General features: G+C 72.1%; 18 protein-coding genes. 4 read left to right on the forward strand and 14 right to left on the reverse strand.

What is annotated here, in order from left to right:
• Positions 1–44 precede the first annotated feature (44 nt).
• Positions 45–344: a hypothetical protein gene (locus AB0H32_RS06540; protein WP_361115203.1), complete on the reverse strand. Its 300-nt coding sequence runs from the start codon at positions 342–344 to the stop codon at positions 45–47.
• A gap of 76 nt (positions 345–420) precedes the next feature.
• A complete protein-coding gene (locus AB0H32_RS06545) occupies positions 421–1,725 on the reverse strand; it encodes an MFS transporter (protein ID WP_361115205.1) in 1,305 nt (434 codons plus the stop codon).
• A 71-nt stretch (positions 1,726–1,796) separates the two neighbouring features.
• Between AB0H32_RS06545 and AB0H32_RS06550 the strand changes: the two genes are divergently transcribed.
• Positions 1,797–2,828 carry a helix-turn-helix domain-containing protein gene (locus AB0H32_RS06550; protein WP_361115208.1) on the forward strand — a complete coding sequence of 344 codons (1,032 nt, stop codon included), beginning with the start codon at positions 1,797–1,799 and terminating at the stop codon, positions 2,826–2,828.
• Positions 2,829–3,147: 319 nt separating this feature from the next.
• On the opposite strand, the gene AB0H32_RS06555 is transcribed toward AB0H32_RS06550, so the two are convergent.
• The 4 genes from AB0H32_RS06555 to AB0H32_RS06570 all read right to left on the reverse strand — a co-directional run bounded on the left by AB0H32_RS06555 (position 3,148) and on the right by AB0H32_RS06570 (position 7,709).
• The gene (locus AB0H32_RS06555) at positions 3,148–4,377 is read right to left on the reverse strand and encodes an MFS transporter (RefSeq protein ID WP_361115211.1); all 1,230 of its coding nucleotides are present in this window, start codon (positions 4,375–4,377) and stop codon (positions 3,148–3,150) included.
• Positions 4,378–4,467: 90 nt separating this feature from the next.
• Positions 4,468–5,517 carry a Zn-dependent alcohol dehydrogenase gene (locus tag AB0H32_RS06560; protein ID WP_361115214.1) on the reverse strand — a complete coding sequence of 350 codons (1,050 nt, stop codon included), beginning with the start codon at positions 5,515–5,517 and terminating at the stop codon, positions 4,468–4,470.
• Positions 5,517–6,665 carry an acyl-CoA dehydrogenase family protein gene (locus AB0H32_RS06565; RefSeq protein WP_361115217.1) on the reverse strand — a complete coding sequence of 383 codons (1,149 nt, stop codon included), beginning with the start codon at positions 6,663–6,665 and terminating at the stop codon, positions 5,517–5,519. Before AB0H32_RS06565 ends, AB0H32_RS06560 begins: the two co-directional genes overlap by 1 nt.
• 132 nt (positions 6,666–6,797) lie before the next feature.
• The gene (locus tag AB0H32_RS06570; RefSeq protein WP_361115220.1) at positions 6,798–7,709 is read right to left on the reverse strand and encodes an SDR family oxidoreductase; all 912 of its coding nucleotides are present in this window, start codon (positions 7,707–7,709) and stop codon (positions 6,798–6,800) included.
• 85 nt (positions 7,710–7,794) lie between these two features.
• Between AB0H32_RS06570 and AB0H32_RS06575 the strand changes: the two genes are divergently transcribed.
• The gene (locus tag AB0H32_RS06575) at positions 7,795–8,721 is read left to right on the forward strand and encodes a cyclase family protein (protein WP_361115223.1); all 927 of its coding nucleotides are present in this window, start codon (positions 7,795–7,797) and stop codon (positions 8,719–8,721) included.
• A 362-nt stretch (positions 8,722–9,083) separates the two neighbouring features.
• Here AB0H32_RS06575 and AB0H32_RS06580 read toward each other — a convergent pair whose 3' ends face one another.
• The 5 genes from AB0H32_RS06580 to AB0H32_RS06600 all read right to left on the reverse strand — a co-directional run bounded on the left by AB0H32_RS06580 (position 9,084) and on the right by AB0H32_RS06600 (position 13,342).
• Entirely contained in the window at positions 9,084–9,575 is a 492-nt protein-coding gene (locus tag AB0H32_RS06580; protein ID WP_361115360.1) for an ATP-binding protein, read from the reverse strand.
• Between the two features lie 18 nt (positions 9,576–9,593).
• Positions 9,594–9,731: a hypothetical protein gene (locus AB0H32_RS06585; RefSeq protein ID WP_361115226.1), complete on the reverse strand. Its 138-nt coding sequence runs from the start codon at positions 9,729–9,731 to the stop codon at positions 9,594–9,596.
• 397 nt (positions 9,732–10,128) lie between these two features.
• Positions 10,129–11,013, reverse strand: a complete 885-nt coding sequence (locus AB0H32_RS06590; protein WP_361115229.1) for an acyl-CoA dehydrogenase family protein — start codon at positions 11,011–11,013, stop codon at positions 10,129–10,131.
• A gap of 2 nt (positions 11,014–11,015) precedes the next feature.
• The gene (locus AB0H32_RS06595) at positions 11,016–12,149 is read right to left on the reverse strand and encodes an acyl-CoA dehydrogenase (protein ID WP_361115232.1); all 1,134 of its coding nucleotides are present in this window, start codon (positions 12,147–12,149) and stop codon (positions 11,016–11,018) included.
• Positions 12,149–13,342: an amidohydrolase family protein gene (locus tag AB0H32_RS06600; protein ID WP_361115235.1), complete on the reverse strand. Its 1,194-nt coding sequence runs from the start codon at positions 13,340–13,342 to the stop codon at positions 12,149–12,151. The genes AB0H32_RS06595 and AB0H32_RS06600 overlap by 1 nt, the downstream gene beginning before the upstream one ends.
• Positions 13,343–13,481: 139 nt before the next feature.
• Between AB0H32_RS06600 and AB0H32_RS06605 the strand changes: the two genes are divergently transcribed.
• On the forward strand, positions 13,482–14,978 hold the full coding sequence (locus tag AB0H32_RS06605; RefSeq protein ID WP_361115238.1) for an AMP-binding protein: 1,497 nt from the start codon (positions 13,482–13,484) through the stop codon (positions 14,976–14,978).
• Positions 14,979–15,049: 71 nt separating this feature from the next.
• On the opposite strand, the gene AB0H32_RS06610 is transcribed toward AB0H32_RS06605, so the two are convergent.
• The 3 genes from AB0H32_RS06610 to AB0H32_RS06620 all read right to left on the reverse strand — a co-directional run bounded on the left by AB0H32_RS06610 (position 15,050) and on the right by AB0H32_RS06620 (position 17,411).
• Positions 15,050–16,084 carry a sphingomyelin phosphodiesterase gene (locus AB0H32_RS06610; RefSeq protein ID WP_361115241.1) on the reverse strand — a complete coding sequence of 345 codons (1,035 nt, stop codon included), beginning with the start codon at positions 16,082–16,084 and terminating at the stop codon, positions 15,050–15,052.
• A 236-nt stretch (positions 16,085–16,320) separates the two neighbouring features.
• Positions 16,321–16,833, reverse strand: a complete 513-nt coding sequence (locus tag AB0H32_RS06615; RefSeq protein ID WP_361115244.1) for an EF-hand domain-containing protein — start codon at positions 16,831–16,833, stop codon at positions 16,321–16,323.
• 197 nt (positions 16,834–17,030) lie between these two features.
• Entirely contained in the window at positions 17,031–17,411 is a 381-nt protein-coding gene (locus tag AB0H32_RS06620) for an STAS domain-containing protein (RefSeq protein ID WP_361115247.1), read from the reverse strand.
• Positions 17,412–17,746: 335 nt separating this feature from the next.
• On the opposite strand from AB0H32_RS06620, the gene AB0H32_RS06625 reads away from it, so the two are divergent.
• Positions 17,747–18,319 carry a sigma-70 family RNA polymerase sigma factor gene (locus AB0H32_RS06625; protein WP_361115250.1) on the forward strand — a complete coding sequence of 191 codons (573 nt, stop codon included), beginning with the start codon at positions 17,747–17,749 and terminating at the stop codon, positions 18,317–18,319.
• Positions 18,320–18,372: the final 53 nt, after the last annotated feature.

The raw sequence follows: 18,372 nt of genomic DNA on the forward strand, positions 1-18,372 counted from the left end.
CTCGATCGAGGCAACGTTGCGACCGCCGCGCGGCCGGTGGGCGCTCAGTCGTGGACGGTGTCGCCGTCCCAGATCGCCTCGACCGCGGCCACCCGGCCCGGGCAGGCGGTGGCGCGGGCCGCGAGCGAGGGGACGTCGAGCGGATCGGGCGGCGTGTACCGCACGCGCTCGCCGAGCACCTCGTAGCGCTGCAGGACCACCTGTTCCGCCTCGCGCAGGCCGAGCCCCAGCGGGCGCAGCGCCTCACACACGGTCTTGATCGCCATGATCCGCCGGTCGCGCAGTACGTTCTCGTCGGTCTCCTGGCGGGTCCGCTCCTCCAGGTAGGCCCACCAGCCGCTCATCGGGCCGCCCCGGGGCGTGCGAAGCGCGTCATGGGCCGAACGTACCGCGGCGAACCCCCTGTCCGCACAGGCGTTTTCAGGAGACGGCGACCGCGGGCGCCGACGGGTGTCGCCTGATCACCAGCGCCATCAGGGTCGCCGCCGCGCACAGGGTGCCGGAGGCGTACCAGACCATGTCGTAGGAGCCGAAGACGTCCCGGGCGACGCCGCCGAGGAAAGCGACCAGGGCCGCGCCGACCTGGTGGGAGGCGAGCACCCAGCCGAAGACGATGGCGCTGTCCTCGCCGTACTGCTCCCGGCACAGGGCCAGGGTGGGCGGGACGGTGGCCACCCAGTCGAGGCCGTAGAAGACGATGAAGAAGATCATCGGGGGGTGGACCGCCGGGCCCAGCAGCATGGGGAGGAACAGGAGCGATATGCCGCGCAGGGAGTAGTAGACGGCCAGCAGGCGGCGCGGTTCGAAGCGGTCGGTGAACCAGCCGGAGGCGATCGTGCCGACGACGTCGAACACGCCGATCACCGCGAGCAGCGAGGCCGCTGCCGTCACGGGCATGCCGTGGTCGTGGGCGGCGGGCACGAAGTGGGTCTGGACCAGGCCGTTGGTGGACGCCCCGCAGATCGCGAAGGTGCCGGCGAGCAACCAGAACGGGCCCGTGCGCACCGCGGAGAGCAGGACCGTGACCGCGCGGCGGGCGGCACCGGTGACGGGCGGCGGCTTGGGCACGAACTCCTGCGCGCCGTAGGGCTTCAGACCCACGTCGGCCGGGTGGTCGCGCAGCAGCAGCCAGACGAAGGGGACGACGGCGAGGGCGGCCAGGGCGACCGTGACGGCGGCCGGGCGCCAGTCGTACGACTCGACCATCCAGGACAGCAGGGGCAGGAAGATCAGCTGGCCGGAGGCGGACGCGGCGGTGAGGATGCCGCTGACCAGGCCGCGCCGCTCGGTGAACCACCGGTTGGTGACCGTCGCGGCGAAGGCGAGGGCCATGGACCCGGAGCCGAGACCCACCAGCAGGCCCCAGCACAGCAGCAGCTGCCAGGCCGCCGTCATCCACACGGTCAGGCCGGAGCCGAGCGCGATCACGGTCAGCGCGACGGCGACGATCCGGCGGATGCCGAAGCGGTCCATCAGCGCGGCGGCGAAGGGCGCGGTGAGGCCGTAGAGCGCGAGGTTGATCGAGACGGCCGCGCCGATCGTGCCGCGCGACCAGCCGAACTCCTCGTGCAGGGGGTCGATGAGGAGGCCGGGCAGGGAGCGGAAGGCGGCCGCGCCGATGATCGTGACGAAGGTGACGGCGGCGACGAACCAGGCGCGGTGCACGCGGCGGCGCCGGGCGGGCGGGGCCTGGAGCTGGGCTGCGGCTTCGGTTGTCTGAGTCACGTCATAAAGGGTCGGGTTTCCGGTCCCGCGCATCGAGTGGCCCGAAGGCCAGCATTCGATAGGATCGGGCCATGACTGTCGGCCAGGTTTTCCGCCCGCACCGGATCGTCGTCCTCGCCCTGGACGGGCTGCTCCCCTTCGAGCTGGGCATCCCGCACCGGATCTTCGGGCGGCCGCGGGACGCCGAGGGGCGGCTCCTGTACGAGGTGGTGACGTGCTCGGTCCGGCCGCCCGGCCCGGTCGAGACGGACGCCGACTTCGCGGTGCAGGTCCCGCACGGTCCCGAGGCCCTGGAGTCGGCCGACACCGTGATCGTCCCGGCGTCGTACGAACTGGGCCCGGTCTACGACGAGGGCAGGCTGACGGACGAGCTGGCCGCCGCGCTCGGCCGCATCCGGCCCGGCACCCGGCTGGCCTCCATCTGCACCGGTGTGTACGTCCTGGCCGCCGCCGGGTTCCTCGACGGCCGTCCGGCCACCACGCACTGGGCGGACGCCGAGCGCTTCCAGCGGATGTTCCCACGGGTGAAGGTGGACGCGGACGTGCTGTTCATCGACGACGGCGATGTGCTGACCTCGGCCGGAGTGGCCGCCGGGATCGACCTGTGCCTGCACATCGTGCGCCGCGACCACGGCACGGCGATCGCCAACGACGTGGCCCGCCGCACGGTCGTCCCGCCCCACCGCGACGGCGGTCAGGCCCAGTACATCCACCGCCCGGTCCCGGACCCGCAGCTCGCCACCACGACCGTCGCCCGCGCCTGGGCCCTCGGCCGGCTGCACGAGCCGATCCAGTTGCGGGACATGGCCGGGCAGGAGGCCATGTCGGTGCGCACCTTCACCCGCCGCTTCCGTGAGGAGGTCGGCATCAGCCCGGGCCAGTGGCTCACCCAGCAGCGCGTCGAACGCGCCCGCCACCTGCTGGAGTCCACCGGCCTCTCCGTCGACCAGGTGGCCCGCGACGCGGGCTTCGGCACGGCGCAGTCGATGCGCCAGCATCTGCAACAGGCCCTCGGCGTGACCCCCACGGCATACCGACGAACCTTCCGAACGGGGGTCGGTGAAACCGGCGAGCAGTACGGCGAGGTGGGAAGCCGGGGGTGAGAGCGACGGGGACGGCGGGTCGACTGGGTGACGGGGACGGCGGGTCGGCGGGTCGGCAGGTCGACTGGGTGACGGGGACGGCGGGTCGGCAGGTCGACTGGGTGACGGGGACGGCGGGTCGACTGGGTGACGGGGACGGCGGAGTGACGGGGCCGTGAGGTGACTGGGCCGTGACCGGGATGCCCGGGTGCGGCCGCTCCCCGACGGCGCCTGCCGGCCGACGCCCACCGACGCGCCGACACCGACCGCACTCGGGCGCTGCGGACACCCGCCGACCGCACTCGGAGACCACGGCAACCCCACCGACCGCACCCCGGCGCTACGGCACCGTGGGCAGCCGGTCCTGGACGCTCGCGGACGCCACGGCGGCAGCCTCCCCCACCCCCGCCGCCCGGCCCGCCCTGCGTCTCTCTCCCCACCAGCCCACCCCCGTGAGCGTCAGGGTCAGCCCCACCCCCGCCAGGATCGCCGTCGAGGGAGCGGTCCGGGTGAGCAGGGCGCCCGCCAGGGAACCGGTGGCCGCGTATCCGGCGCCGACGGCCGCGTACATGACCGAGTAGGCGGCAGCCAGGGCCTCGGGCGGGAGGGCCTCGCGCAGGGACAGGTTGCGGGTGAGCATCGCCCCCGACTGGAGCAACCCCGCCACCGCCAGCCCGGCCGCCATGCCGGGCCCGGACGGTATCAGCGCGACCGCGGTCAGGACCGCCGCCATCGCACACAGCAGCACCACGCTGCGCGTTGCCAGCCGGCCCGGCCAGGTGCGCAGCCCGTACAGGAACGCGCCCACGCCCGCGGCCGCCGACATGCCCAGCAGCAGCGGTCCCGCCCAGCCGACGCCGATGCCGCGCTGTTCCAGGAGCGCGGGCAGAACCAATTCGGCGAGGGCGAGCAGGGACAGTCCGGCCGCACCGGTGACGTACACCGGCCAGGCGCCCGCCAGCACACGGAGTCTGGGCGTGCCCCCGGTGTGTTCCTCCGCCTGCCACCCCTCGGGCAGCAGCCACAGCCCCGCGACCGAGGCGGCCATCAAAGCCGCCGCGAGCACCAGCGGTATGCCCGGGGCGACACCGAGCGCGAGGCCAGTCACCGCGGCCGGGGACACCGCCCAGATGCCCGAGGTCAGCATGGACTCGACCGACAGGGCCTGCGCGGCGGCGTGGCCGGGGACAAGCGAGGTCAGCAGGGCCCGCAGTCCTCCGGAGGCGGCCGAGGGCGCGGCACCGGCGAGGAACGCGAACGCCGCGAGGAGCACGGGGTGCACGCCGGGAAACGTGCCCAGGCACGCGAAGCCGGCGGCCCCGGCCGCCAGTCCTGCGGCCAGATGCGGGCGGGCCCGGCGCGGGTCCAGGCGCATGCCGAGGACCGGGGCGCCGAGGATCTCGCCGATGACGTAGGCCGCGGCGAGGGCGGCGCCCAGCGAGTAGCCGCCCGGGCGTTCACGGACCAGGAAGACCAGGGCCAGCGGGGCCATGGCCACCGGCATGCGGGCACCCATGGCCACACAGGTCCAGGTCAGCACCGGTTTCGAGGCGACGTCGCGGTAGGTCATGCGATGACGGTAGAGGTCGCCGCCGACAGTCCTCTCGGCAATTTCCCCCGCCTGTGGACAACTTCGCGGCTGTGGACACCCGTCGGCGCCTCAGAAGGTGAGCACCGCCCGTGCCACCCGCCCCGCCTCCGCCTCGGCCCGCGCCTTCTCGAAGTCCTCCACCGGATAGGCCGCCGTCACCAACTCGTCCAGGAGCAGGCGGCCCTGGCGGTACAGCTCGGCGTACAGGGGGATGTCCCGCTGGGGGCGGGAGGAGCCGTAGCGGCAGCCGAGGATCGCCTTGTCCAGGAACATCGAGGAGACGAGGAAGGACGCCTCGGCACTCGCCGCGGGCACGCCGAGCAGGACGGCCTGGCCGTGCCGGTCGAGGAGGTCGATCGACCGGCGGATCAGCTCCACCCGGCCGACGCACTCGAAGACATGGTCGGCGCCGGTCGGCAGGATGTCCCGGACGCCGTCCACCGAGGTCAGGAAGTCGGTCGCGCCGAACTGCCGGGCCGCCGCCTCCTTCGCCGGGTTCGCGTCCACGGCCACGATCCTGAGCGCCCCGGCGATGCGCGCGCCCTGCAGGACGTTCAGCCCGATGCCGCCGGTGCCGATGACGACCACGCTGTCCCCGCGGTCCACCCGCGCCCGGTTGAGGACCGCACCGACCCCGGTGAGCACCCCGCAGCCGATCAGCGCCGCCGCCTGCAGCGGGATGTCCTTCGGGATCCGCACCGCCTGCACGGCCTTCACGACCGTGCGTTCCGCGAAGGCCGAGTTGGAGGCGAACTGGTACACCGTCCGCCCGCCCCGCGTGAAGGGCTGCTGCGGACGGCCGATCGCCCGGCGGCACATCGTCGGGCGGCCCCGGTCGCACTCCGCACAGGTGCCGCAGTTGGCGAGCGTGGACAGGGCCACGTGGTCGCCGGGGGCCACATGGGTCACGCCCGGTCCCACGGCCTCGACCAGGCCCGCGCCCTCGTGGCCCAGCACCACGGGGACCGGGAAGGGGATGGTGCCGTCCACCACCGAAAGGTCGCTGTGGCACAGCCCGGCCGCCGAGACCGCCACCAGCACCTCACCGGGCTCCGGCTCCCGCACCGCCAGGTCGTCCACCACCTGGACCTGTTTGCCGTCGAACACCACACCACGCATCACACGACCCCCTTCGGCTCTCTCGGCAGGCCGAGCACCCGCTCGGCGATGATCGTGCGCTGGACCTGGTCCGAGCCGCCGTAGATGGTGTCGGCCCGGGAGAAGAGGAACAGGTGCTGGTCGGGGTCGAGTTCGTAGGGCGCCGCCGGTGACCAGTCCGCGGGCCCCGCGGAGGCGGCCGCGCCCCGGACCTGGACGGCCAGCTCCCCGAGCCGCTGGTGCCAGTTCGCCCACAGCAGCTTGGCGACACTGGGCGCGCCCGCGTCACCGGAGCCGCCGAGGGTGCGCAGGGCGTTCCAGCGCATGGTGCGCAGCTCGGCCCACTGGCGCACGAGCCGGGCGCGTACGACCGGGTCGTCGGCGGCTCCGGTGCCGAGGGCCGTGCGTACGACCCGCGCCAGTTCCTCGGCGAATCCGATCTGCTGGGCGAGTGTCGACACCCCGCGCTCGAAGCCGAGCAGGCTCATCGCCACCCGCCAGCCCTGCCCCGCGCCTCCGACGACGTGCTCCACGCGCGCGTGCGCCCCGTCGAAGAAGACCTCGTTGAAGTCGCTCGTCCCGGTCATCTGACGGATGGGCCTGACCTCGACACGGCCCGGCTGGTTCATGGGGACGAGCAGAAAGCTCAGACCGTGGTGGCGGCGCGAGTCCGGCTCGGTCCGGGCCAGGACGAAGCACCAGTCGGCCTCGTGGGCGAGGGAGGTCCAGATCTTCTGACCGGTGATCCGGTAGGACACCCCCTCCCGCACCGCCGAGGTACGGATGCCCGCCAGATCGGACCCGGCGCCCGGTTCGCTGTATCCCTGGCACCACAGCTCCTCGCCTGCGGCGACGGGCGGCAGGAAGCGGCTCTTGTGCTCCGCGGTGCCGTGGGCGATGAGCGTGGGAGCCAGCAGGTTCTCCCCGATGTGCCCGGACCGCGGGGGTGCGCCCGAGCGGGCGTACTCCTCGGCCCAGGCGACCTGCTGGGTGAGGGTGGCGGTGCGGTTCCCGTACCCGGACTCGGGCCAGCCGAGCCCGATCCAGCCGGCCGCGCCGAGGGTCTTCTCCCACGTACGCCTGTCCGTCGCGCCGCCCGCGTGGGCGGCCAGCCAGGCACGGACCTCGGTCCGGAACGCCTCGTCCTCGGCAGCGAATTCAAAGTCCACAGGGGTCTCCTCACAGCACCGGTCACATCGAGAAACCCAGGGGCGCGGGACTGCATCGACATGCGGCTCCGCCGCGTGAGCGCCACCGGCCGCAGAAGATCCGCCGCCGCCGTACGACGCATCCCCGAGCTCCTAGGCGTTCGGCCGAGACCCCTCGCGGGCGGCACTCTCCATGGCCGCCAGCTGCAAGAGCATCGGCATCGGATCCACCCCCACCGACCCGGGCAGGAGCTCCGCGATCCGCTCCGGCGTCCAGGCCCCCTCCCCGTACACCGAACGGAGTTCCCGCGGCTGGGCCCAGACCGCGATCTTCGGCCCGGCGATCGTGTACACCTGCCCGGTGATGCCCTGCTCCTTGGCGGGGTCCGACAGCAGGTACACGACGAGCGCGGCCACGTCCTCCGGCTCGCCGATCTCCTTCAGCTCCATCGGGACGCCCGCCGACATCCGCGTACGGGCCACGGGGGCGACCGCGTTGGCGGTCACGCCGTACTTGTGCAGTCCCAGGGCCGCGCTGCGGACCAGCGAGATGATCCCGCCCTTCGCGGCGCTGTAGTTGGCCTGCGAGACGGAGCCCTGGTGGTTGCCGCTGGTGAAGCCGATGAGGGTGCCGGACTTCTGCTTCCGCATGACGGCCGAGGCGGCCCGGAAGACGGTGAACGTTCCCTTGAGGTGGGTGGCGACCACCGGGTCCCACTCCTGCTCGGACATGTTGAACAGCATGCGTTCGCGCAGGATCCCGGCGACGCAGACGACCCCGTCGAGACGGCCGTACGAGGACAGGGCCGCATCCACGACCCGCTGCCCGCCGGCCATCGTGGAGATGTCGTCGGCGACCGCGACCGCCTCGCCGCCCGCCGCCTCGATCTCCTTGACGACGGCGTCGGCGACCTCGCTCGTCGGCGAGGTGCCGTCGGCGGCCACCCCGTAGTCGTTGACGACGACCTTCGCACCCTCGGCCGCCGCCGCGAGCGCGACCGCCCGCCCGATGCCCCGCCCGGCGCCCGTCACGGCGACCACCTTGCCTGCCAAGAAGTTCCCCACGTCCGGCCCCTTCCCGCTGTTTCTGACGGACCGTTAGATTTTATGGCCCGTCAGATGTGCGGACACAAGCCCTGGGGAGGCACCGATGTCACTGCCCGCCGAGTTCCACGACATCGCCAAGCGCGTGAACAACTGGGGGCGTTGGGGGGCCGACGACGAGATCGGCACCCTGAACCTGATCACCGGCGAGGTGGTGCGCGAGGCCGCGGCCTGCGTCCGCACCGGCCGCAGGGTGCCGCTCGCGCTGCCGCTGCAGCAGGACGGGGTGCAGACCGGGATGATCCCCGGGCGGGTCAATCCGCTGCACACGATGGTGCAGATCAACCAGGAGCTGTTCGGGCCGGGCACGGTGGCGTGCAGCGACGACGCGGTGACCATGGGGCTGCAGGCGGGCACCCACTGGGACGCGCTGACCCACGTCTCGCACTCCGGGAAGCTCTACAACGGCCGCCCGGCGCGGACGGTCACCGCGCACGGCGGTGCGGAGTTCTGCGGGATCGACAAGGCGCGGCACATCGTCTCGCGCGGAGTCCTGCTGGACGTGGCACGCGCGCGCGGCGTGGACCGGCTGGCGGGCGGGCACGCGGTCACACCGGAGGACCTGGCGGCGGCCGAGGAGTTCGGCGGGGTACGGGTGCGCACGGGGGACGTGGTCCTGGTGCGCACGGGTCAGGTGCAGGTCTGTCTGGCCGGGGACAAGCACGGGTACGGCTATCCGTCGCCAGGCCTCTCGGTGCGCTGCCCGGAGTGGTTCCACGCGCGCGATGTGGCGGCGGTCGCGAACGACACGCTCACATTTGAGATATTTCCGCCGGAGATCGACAATCTATGGCTGCCGGTACATGCCCTGGACCTGGTGGAGATGGGGATGCTCCAGGGGCAGAACTGGAATCTCGAAGAGTTGTCCACAGCCTGTGGAGAAGAAGGGCGGTACGCGTTCCTGTTGTCAGCGATGCCCGAGCCGTTCGTCGGCGCGACGGGGACACCGGTGGCGCCGGTAGCCGTCCTCTGAGGCCCGACGGCCGTCCTGCGAGATCCGGCAGCCGTCCCGTGCGGCCCTACAGCCGCCCTGCGAGGCCGACGGCCGTCCCACGAGGCCCGACGGCCGCCCTTGTGACGCCGGGTCGGCGGAGCGTGGAGCCCGGTTGGCGGCGCGCCCCCTGTATGCGACTCGCGCCGCCATCCGGTGCGACCCACACTCGACGAGGGCTGTCGTCACCCGAGCCCTCGTCGTCCCCTCGCGGCGAATCGTTGCTCACCAGCGTGTTCATACGGTCACACGCCGTCAACACCGGTACGGGGGTTTATTGTCTTCGCCCTGTTCATACGGGACGCGCACGGGTGCATCCCCGGCGCACTGCCGCACGGAGGGGCCTACACCGCTTCGAACGCAAGGTCCTCGTACGCGGACAGACCGCTTCCGTACGCCACCGCTGCGCCCTCGCGGGCCTCGGAGCAGCGGTCCAGCTCGCACCAGATGCTCTTGCCGGAGCCCTCGGGGTTCCAGCCCCAGCGGTCGGCGAGGCAGTCGACGAGCGCCAGACCCCGGCCTCCGGTGGCATCGCTGCCCACGCAGCGCGGAACGGGCGCACGGGAACTGGAGTCGGCCACCTCCAGCCGCACGGTGGCCGACTCGTCCGCCTCCGTCTCCTTCGCCGCTTCCTCCGCGGCGCCCGGCAGGGACAGTCGCAGTACGGCCGGGCGGCCGGTGTGCACCACGGCGTTGGTCACCAGCTCGGAGACGAGCAGGACCAGGGTCTCGGCCAACGGCTCGTCGGCCCCTATACCGAGCCCGGCGAGGCGCGAGCGCGCCCACTTCCTGGCCCGTCCCACCTCCGCGGGGTCGGGCCGGATCTCCAGCTGCACTTGAAGCACCTGCACCGCTCACACCATCCGAACCGGCGGACACATGACCCCACGCCACCCGGACGCCGCGGCGAAAGCCGCGGCGAGCAGCACGACGAGGGCCACGATCGTAGCCATTTTCTGCATGGCCAGAACAATGGCCAGAGCAAGGGTCACGGACCGTGACTCCCTTGCGAGACAGCATGGTTGACGTACAGTCACCCCAACAAGCGCTTCGGGCATATTCCAGCGCGAAGGAGTACGCGTGCGCCATGCTGTGCGAGGCGCATGCCGGGGAGTCGAACAGGCGGGGGCAGAGGCCCTGACCGCCCCGCGAGCGGGGGTGCACACCCCGCAGTCCGGCGACACCCCGGGGGCACCACCGGCACGGCTCGTGCTCGCAGCCACTCGCATCCCACACAAGGTACCGGAGGGGGCACCCGACTCCAGGACGTGACGAGTCACGCGATGGACACAACCCGGTATCGACGCTCTGTGATTCCGGTATGCCACGATCCGCGACATCCCGAGCCGGCGTCGCGCCGGCGGTCCGGCCCGGCGTGCCGCCGGGCGATCAGGCCACCAGGTCGGCGGCAAGCACGTCCTCACTCTGCGTACCCCCACCACCACGACGGGCCCGCACCCAGGCCCGTTTGAGATGCAGATGGACTTCGGCCTCCCAGGTGAAGCCCATGCCGCCGTGCACCTGGAGGCAGTCGCGCATCCCGCGCACGGCGGCCTCGTCGGCGAGCAGCCGGGCGGCGGCGATGTCACAGCGGTCGGCGGTCACGGCAGCCGCGTAGACCGCGGCGCGGGCCGTCTCGGCACGCACCAGCAGGTCGGCGCACAGGTGTTTGACCGCCTGGAAGGCCCCGATCGGCTGCCCGAACTGCTCACGCGCCCGGGCGTGTTGCACGGCCAGCTCGCACGCGCGCGTGGCCGTGCCAAGCTGCTCGGCGGCGGTGAGCAGCACGGCCACCGGGTCCGGTGCACCGGCACCGGAGGCGCCGGGACCGGCGGGAACACGGTGCAGCGGCGTCAGCGGGTCCACCGAGCGCAGGGGTACGGCCCCGGAGGCGTCCCCGCACACCACGTCCGCCGCGTCCAGCCACTCCACCAGCGAGCCGTCCGCGCGGGCCACGACCCGTTCCCCGGTGGCGGCGCCGGGTACGGTGCCGGCGGCCAGGTGGGTGGCCAGCACGGGCCCCGCCAGCAGTGCGCGGCCGGTCTCCTCGAAGACCAGCACCGCCTCCGGCAGGCCCAGACCGACCCCGCCCTCCTCCTCCGGCAGCCGGAGCGCGAACAGGCCCGCCGCGCCCAGCTCCCGCCACAGCTCCCGGTCCAGGTGCCCGGGCCGGGCCACGGCCGCCCGCAGCGCGTCCGCGCCGAACCGGCGCTCCAGCAGCTGCCGCACGCCGGTCCGCAACGCCCTTTGTTCCTCGGTGAGTCGGAACCGCACGGTCACCGCCCCCTGGGCAGGCCGAGGATGCGCTCGGCGACGATGTTGCGCTGGATCTGCGAGGTGCCGGCGGCGATGGTGTACGACAGCGAGGAGAGCCGGTCCAGGACCCAGGGCCGGTCCAGGTCGAGGCTGTCCGGGCCGAGCACCTCGGCGGCGGTGTCGTACAGCTCCTGACGGGCGTGCGAGTACCTCAGTTTGAAAACCGAACCCCCGACGCCCGGCACCCCGCTGCTCGCCTCCGCCTCGCTCACGTTCCACTGGGTCAGCCGCCACAGCGCCCGGAACTCCGCGCCCAGCCGCCCGAGCCGCCGGCGCAGGACCGGATCGTCCCAGCGGCCGTTCTCCCGTGCCGTGCGGGCCAGTTCGCCGAGCACCCGACGGCAGGCGACGACCTCGCCGACGAAGGCCGTGCCGCGCTCGAAGGACAGCGTCACCATGGTCACGCGCCAGCCGTCGTTCTCCGCCCCGACCCGGTTGGCCACCGGCACCCGGACCTCGTCCAGGAACACCTCGGCGAACTCGGCCGACCCGGCGAGCGTGCGCAGCGGCCGTACGGTGACGCCCTCGGCGGCCATCGGCATGGCCAGCCAGGTGATGCCCTTGTGCCTGGGCGCCTGCGGATCCGTGCGGACCAGCAGTTCGCACCAGTCGGCGACCTCGGCGTGCGAGGTCCAGATCTTGGAACCGGTCACCACGTAGTCGTCGCCGTCCCGCCACGCACGCGTGCGCAGCGCGGCGAGGTCGGAGCCGGCCTCCGGTTCGCTGAAGCCCTGGCACCACACCTCGTCCCCGCGCAGGATCGGCGGCAGCCAGCGCGCCCGCTGCCCGGGGGTGCCCTCGGCGGCGATGGTCGGCCCGGCGTGCAGCAGCCCGACGAAGTTGGCTCCCACATAGGGGGCGCCCGCCTTCTCGGTCTCCTCCAGGAAGATCAGCCGCATGGTCGGGGAGGCGTCCCAGTGGACGTCGGCGTACCCCGCGTCGTGGAGCATCCGCTGCCAGCCGAGGTCGTAGGCGCGGCGGCCGGGCCAGTCGTCCGGGGACGGCTTGGCCGGCAGGGTGGGCAGCACCTTGGCGAGCCACTCGCGCAGCCGGGCCCGGAACTCCTCCTCCTCGGGCGTGTACGAGAGGTCCATCAGCTGTCGAGGTCCAGGTCCAGCATGCGGATGGCGTTGCCCCGCATCAGCTTGTGGACGGTCTCGTCGTCGAGGCCCTTCACATGGTCGAGGGCGACCTCCTTGGTGTGCGGGAAGGTCGAGTCGACGTGCGGGTAGTCGGTCTCGAAGGTGGCGTTGTCGCGGCCGACGACGTCGATCGAGGCGACCCCGTGCTTGTCGCGGAAGAAGCAGCAGAAGATCTGCCGGTAGTAGTACGTCGACGGCGGCTCCGGGATCAGATCGCGCACCCCGCCCCAGGCGCGGTGCTCCTCCCACACGTCGTCGGCCCGCTCCAGGGCGTACGGGATCCAGCCCATCTGGCCTTCGGAATAGGCGAGTTTGAGGGTCGGGAACTTCACCAGCACCCCGCTGAACAGGTAGTCCATCATCGAGGCCATCGCGTTGTTGAAGCTGAGCGAGGCCTGGACGGCGGGCGGCGCGTCCGGGGAGGCGGCGGGCATCTGCGAGCTGCTGCCGATGTGCATGTTGACGACGGTCCCGGTCTCCTGGCACACCGCGAAGAACGGGTCCCAGTACCCGGAGTGGATGGACGGCAGCCCCAGGTAGGTGGGGATCTCCGAGAAGGTCACCGCGCGTACCCCGCGCGCCGCGTTCCGCCGGATCTCGGCGACGGCCAGGTCCACGTCCCACAGCGGGATCAGGCACAGCGGGATCAGGCGCCCTGCGCTGTCCCCGCACCACTCCTCCACCATCCAGTCGTTGTAGGCGCGCACGCAGGCGAGGGCGACCTCCTTGTCGTGCGCCTCGGCGAAGGTCTGCCCGCAAAAGCGCGGGAAGGTCGGGAAGCAGAGGCTGGCCTCGACGTGGTTGAGGTCCATGTCGGCGAGCCGTGCCTTCGGGTCCCAGCAGCCTCGCCGCATCTGCTCGCGGGTGATCCCCTCCAGGGTCATCTCGTCCCGGTCGAAGCCGACGGCCGCGATGTTGCGCTTGTACGGGAACTTCAGGTCCTCGTAGATCCACCAGTCGGTCGGCTGGCCCTCCGGATCCATGGTGATCTGGTACTTCCCGCCGACGTACGCCAGCTCCCCGATCCCTGCGGTCAGCGGCTTGGGGCCGCGGTCCCGGTACTTGGCCGGCAGCCAGGTCTCGAAGAGGTGGGCGGGCTCGATCACATGGTCGTCGACGCTGATGATGCGGGGCAGTTCGGGCATGGATCCCCACCTATCGATCTGATGGACCGTCAGATTTACCGTTTCCAGCAGGCTAGCCCCGCACCCCTGGACCGACAAGGCGCACGGCCCTACGCTCTGCCCACGATCTGACGCACCGTCAGCTGTCCAGGGGGTCGACGTGAACGACACCGCACATGCCCTGAGCGCCGCGCGCACCCTGTGGGAGCTGGTGGACCGCCGGGCCCGCCTCACCCCGGAGCACCCCGTCCTCCTGCAGGACGACCGCCGGCTGACCTTCGGCGAGCTGCGCGAGCGCGCCGAGCGGGTCGCCGCTGGCCTCTACGGCATGGGCGTGCGCCCCGGCACGGTGGTCGCCTGGCAGCTGCCCACCCGCATCGAAACGGCCCTGCTGTCCTTCGCGCTGGCCCGGATCGGCGCCGTGCAGTCCCCGGTCATCCCGTTCTACCGGGACCGGGAGGTCGGCTTCGCACTGCGCGAGTCCAGGGCCGAGTTCTTCGCCGTGCCGGGCGTCTGGCGCGGCCACGACCACACGGAGATGGCCCGGCGGCTCGGCGCGAAGGGCGTGTTCGAGGCGTACGACACCCTCCCCGACGGCGATCCGTCCGTCCTTCCCGCTCCCCCGGCGGACGGCACATCGGTCCGCTGGATCTACTGGACCTCGGGGACCACCTCCGACCCCAAGGGAGTCCTGCACACCGACCGCTCGCTGATCGCGGGCGGCTCCTGCCTCGCGCACGCGCTGCGCCTCACGCCGGACGACGTGGGCTCGATGGCCTTCCCGTACGCGCACATCGCGGGCCCCGACTACACGGTCATGCTCCTTCTCTACGGCTTCCCCGCGGTGATGTTCGAGCAGTTCGCACTGCCGGACGCACTGGCGGGGTACCGGCGGCACGGGGTGACGGTGGCCGGCGGCTCGACGGCGTTCTACTCGATGTTCCTGGCCGAGCAGCGGAGGCGGCCCGGGGAGAAGGTCATCCCCTCCCTGCGGCTGCTCGCGGGCGGCGGGGCCCCCAAGCCCCCCGAGGTCTACCACGCGGTCGTCCGCGAGATGGGCGTGCAGCTCACCCACGGCTACGGCATGACCGAGGTGCCGATGATCACCATGGGGGACCCCGAGGACACGCCCGAGAACCTCGCGACGACCGAGGGACGCCCGCCGGAGGGGATGGAGATACGGGTCGTGGACGGCGAGGTGCGGCTGCGCGGCGAGGCGGTCTGCCGGGGCTATCTGGACCCCGCCCAGACGGCCGCGGCCTTCGACGAGGAGGGCTTTCTGCGCACCGGCGACCTCGGCCGTCTGACCGGCTCCGGGCACCTCGTGCTCACCGGCCGGCTGAAGGACGTGATCATCCGCAAGGGCGAGAACATCTCGGCGAAGGAGATCGAGGACCTGCTCGCCGCGCATCCGGCGGTGGGGGATGCGGCGGTGATCGGACTGCCGGACGCGGAGCGCGGGGAGCTGGTCTGCGCGGTGGTCGAACGGCGGCCGGGCGCCGCCGAGTTGACGCTTGCGGAGGCCGTCTCCCATCTGCGGGCCAAGGGGCTGTCGGTCCACAAACTGCCCGAGCGGCTGGAGGTGGTGGACGCCCTGCCGCGGAACGACACCCTGCGCAAGGTGCTCAAGTACAAGCTGCGGGAGCGGTTCTCCTGACCCCGCCCGGGGAGATGCCCCCAGGTCCTTGACCCGGGGGCGGGTTCCTCACCGGCTGCTGCGCACCCGCGTCAGTTCAGCCGGAACGTCGCCTCGACCGGGTAGTGGTCGCTGGGCGCGTTGGTGTCGATCTGTCCGCTGGTCCAGCCGGGCTGGGGGTCGAAGTCCGCCTTGACGGCGGACACCGCCGCCGGCACCGGGCGGCCCGGGGCGTTCAGATGGCCGATGTAGTCGAGGTCGTCCCGGTAGTCCTTCGGGAAGGTCTCGACGCCGGACATGTACTGGCACCAGGCGGAGACCGGGCAGTCCATGGTCCGCAGGGTCTGGCCCGGGTCGGCGGCCGGGGTGCCGAGCACGCCGTTCGCCGCGCTCTGGGCGTTGGCGTAGTCGCCGCGCGAACGGCCGCCGTAGTACTCCACGTTCAGGTCTCCGCCGATCAGCACCGGACCGCTGGAGCCGGCGATGCCGTCCACCCAGGTGCGGATCTCGCCGAGCTGGGCGAGCCGGGTGGACTGCGTGGTGTCGGTGGAGGTGCCGGACTCGTCGGCCTGCAGGTGGGTGCCGACGACCCAGCTCTTCACGCCGCCCTTGTCGATCTGCACCAGCGCCGCGCCCTTGTTGGCGTGGTAGTCCCAGGTGCCGTAGGTGGAGTTGCTGAAGATGTGGGCGTACTGGGCGGTGATCGGGTACTTGGACAGGATCATCGTGCCGCCGTTGATGACGAACCACGAGTTGGAGCAGTCACCGCTGATGCCCGTCCAGCCACCGCCGGAGCAGCTCTGGCCGACCACCGGCGTGTGGTAGGGGTACAGGTCGGCGAGCTTGGCGGTGATGTCGGCGGTCGAGGTGTTGTTGAAGTCCTCGTCCAGCACGACCACGTCGGCGCTGTGCCTGCGGACGATCGACTCGATGACCGGGGTGCGCTGGGCCGCCTTCTCGTTCTGGGTGCTGTCGACGATCGGTGTGCCGAGATCGACGTTCCAGGCGAACACCGAAAGGTCGGTGCCGGTGGCCGCGGTCGCGGCGGGGGCCGTGTAACTGCCGAGGCCGAGCAGCGCGGCCGCCGCTGCGGAGGTGAGGGCGGCAGCAGTACGACGCGAGACCATGCGCTCTCCAGGTGGAAGTGGGGTCGTCCCCGACCCGTGCTTGGCTGGCGGTGCGCGTACATGACATCTCGGCTTCAGGTACTCACCGGTACGGCCGCGGGAACATCGGTCGATCACTCCATGGAGAAAAGGTGTCTGGACAAGTTGGGCCCGGCGCGAGCGGATCCGACCGGTCGGCGCCGTCGGATGCCCCGCGTCGTGCACACGCACGGCCGGGCTGCGCCCCGAGGGTGCGCCTACTCGGGCACCGTGAAGTACCGCGCGAACGCCGGAATGACCTCCGCCTCTCCGACCGTCCCGTCGCCGTCCGTGTCGAGGGCGACGGCGGTGACCTGGGCGATCTCCTCGGGGACGTGGAAGACGCACAGGACGCGGACGGTGTCGGGGACGGTGGCACGGCCGTCGCCGTCCGGGTCGGCCACGGCGAGGGCCGCATGGAGGAAGGGGCGGGCGATCTCGGCGAAGCGCCCGGGGTTGTCGCGCAGGCGCTTGACCGCGCCGGTGACGAACTCCTCTCGGGTGATGCGCTGGTCGCCGTCCCGGTCCGCGATGCCCGCCATGCCCTGCCAGAACGCCTCCGCACCGGCGTACAGCGCCTGGCCCTTGTCGGACCGGGCCGGGACGGCGAACTCGGCGAGCAGGGCCTTGGCCGCCGCGCTGAAGTCCTCGCGGTCGATCCAGCCGTTGCCGTCCTGGTCGAAGGTGGCGAACCGGGCGGCGATCCTGCGCTCGTACTCGGTGCTGACCATGTCTGTTCAGGCCGCCTTACGTTGACGTGAGGGTTGGTCCGGGGTGGAGCGTACGTCGGCCATGACGGCCACGCGGCGGGAAAGCGGCGGTTGTGCCAAGACCGGGGGAATTCTGCGACAACCCTGTAGCGGCGGCCGGGACAGTGCTACGGCCCGTCCGGCGGACCGGGCCCGCCCGGGTCAAGAGGGGGCCCGCCCTAGGCGGAGAGGGGGCCCGCCTCGTCGGAGGCCGCGGAGTCGACGTCGGGGCGGACGTCGAAGAGGCGGCGGACGCCGAGTGCCCCGAGGACCCGGTTGACGTGCGAACCGTCGTCCGCACCCCGGTCCGGCAGGATCAGCCGCAGCCGGCCCTGGCAGGAGCGGATCAGCCTGCGTGCGGCGACGAGGACGCCGACCCCGCTGGAGTCGCAGAAGAAGACCTCGGAGAGGTCGAGTATCAGACTGTGGTGGCCCTCGGCGACCACGTCGTGCACCCGCTGGCGCAGCACCGGCGAGGTCATCAGATCCAACTCCCCGGACACGCGGAGCACGGCCCACTCGCCCCGCTCGACGCCGGTCACCTTGAATGCCACGGCCACGCCCCTCCGCTCGCCGGATCTCCCGGAACCGCCCGGAAACGGAAGCAGTTCCTACGTTTCTTTCCGCGCGGCTGCCCAGCGGCCGTTCCCTGAAACTTCGCCGACCAAACGGTGCACGATCAACAAGGGGCTTGTTTCAGTCACTATCGATCCTGTTCGATCGGAGATGGACACTCATTGAGTGAAGAATGCGCGAAGAAGGCACTATCACCTGCGGCGCCTCGGGGGGCGCACATTGGCACAAAGGGGCGTGCGCTGTCAGAGGTGCCGACTACATTCGGGATGACGGTGCAGACACGCTGAACGGGCCGGACGAGGGCGAGGGGAGGGGCCGCATGGCGCAGAAGGACGTCCCGCCCCGCTGGGACCGCAAGATGCAGCAGCGGCTCGCACGCGGGGAAGCAGCCGCGCTCGGCGAACTGTACGACCGGTTCGCCTCGCTCGTGCACAGCCTCGCCCACCGCGTCCTCGGCGACGAGCGCGCCGCCGACGGCGTCACCCGCGAGGTCTTCGCCCACGTCTGGGAACACCCCGACACCTACGACCCCAAGCAGGGCCCCCTGCGCTCCTGGGTCGCCACCGTGACCCACCGGCTGGCGGTGCAGCGGCTGCGCGCCACCGAGACCGCCGCGCTCCCGCAGGGCGAGAGCGGCTCCACGGAGGAGCTGGAGAGCAAGCTGCGCCGCGCCTCGGTCGCCGCCCGCGCGGACTACATCGTGCACTCCATGCCGGCCCCGCTGCGCGCCGCCCTGGAACTGGCCTACTTCCAGCGCCGCGACTACCGACAGACCGCCGCCGACCTCGGCGTCACCGAGGACGAGGCCCGCCGCCGGCTCCGCCTCGGCCTGCAGTTGCTGTCCACCGCCCATGACGCCCGGACGCCGCCGGAATACGGGAGTGCGGTGTGAGCGGGGCGGGAGAGTTCGAGGCGCACGACAGCAGCGGTGCCGGTTCCGGTGAC

Source organism: Streptomyces sp. NPDC020362 (assembly GCF_040642095.1).
In the GTDB taxonomy this organism is placed as follows: Bacteria; Actinomycetota; Actinomycetes; order Streptomycetales; family Streptomycetaceae; genus Streptomyces.

Excerpts from the sequence above, each read along its gene's own strand:
- AB0H32_RS06615 (WP_361115244.1), bottom strand. The coding sequence starts at position 16,833 with ATGGTCAGCACCGAGTACGAGCGCAGGATCGCCGCCCGGTTCGCCACC.
- AB0H32_RS06550 (WP_361115208.1), top strand. The coding sequence starts at position 1,797 with ATGACTGTCGGCCAGGTTTTCCGCCCGCACCGGATCGTCGTCCTCGCC.
- AB0H32_RS06595 (WP_361115232.1), bottom strand. The coding sequence starts at position 12,149 with ATGGACCTCTCGTACACGCCCGAGGAGGAGGAGTTCCGGGCCCGGCTG.
- AB0H32_RS06540 (WP_361115203.1), bottom strand. The coding sequence starts at position 344 with ATGAGCGGCTGGTGGGCCTACCTGGAGGAGCGGACCCGCCAGGAGACC.
- AB0H32_RS06555 (WP_361115211.1), bottom strand. The coding sequence starts at position 4,377 with ATGACCTACCGCGACGTCGCCTCGAAACCGGTGCTGACCTGGACCTGT.
- AB0H32_RS06600 (WP_361115235.1), bottom strand. The coding sequence starts at position 13,342 with ATGCCCGAACTGCCCCGCATCATCAGCGTCGACGACCATGTGATCGAG.
- AB0H32_RS06610 (WP_361115241.1), bottom strand. The coding sequence starts at position 16,084 with ATGGTCTCGCGTCGTACTGCTGCCGCCCTCACCTCCGCAGCGGCGGCC.
- AB0H32_RS06625 (WP_361115250.1), top strand. The coding sequence starts at position 17,747 with ATGGCGCAGAAGGACGTCCCGCCCCGCTGGGACCGCAAGATGCAGCAG.
- AB0H32_RS06560 (WP_361115214.1), bottom strand. The coding sequence starts at position 5,517 with ATGCGTGGTGTGGTGTTCGACGGCAAACAGGTCCAGGTGGTGGACGAC.
- AB0H32_RS06575 (WP_361115223.1), top strand. The coding sequence starts at position 7,795 with ATGTCACTGCCCGCCGAGTTCCACGACATCGCCAAGCGCGTGAACAAC.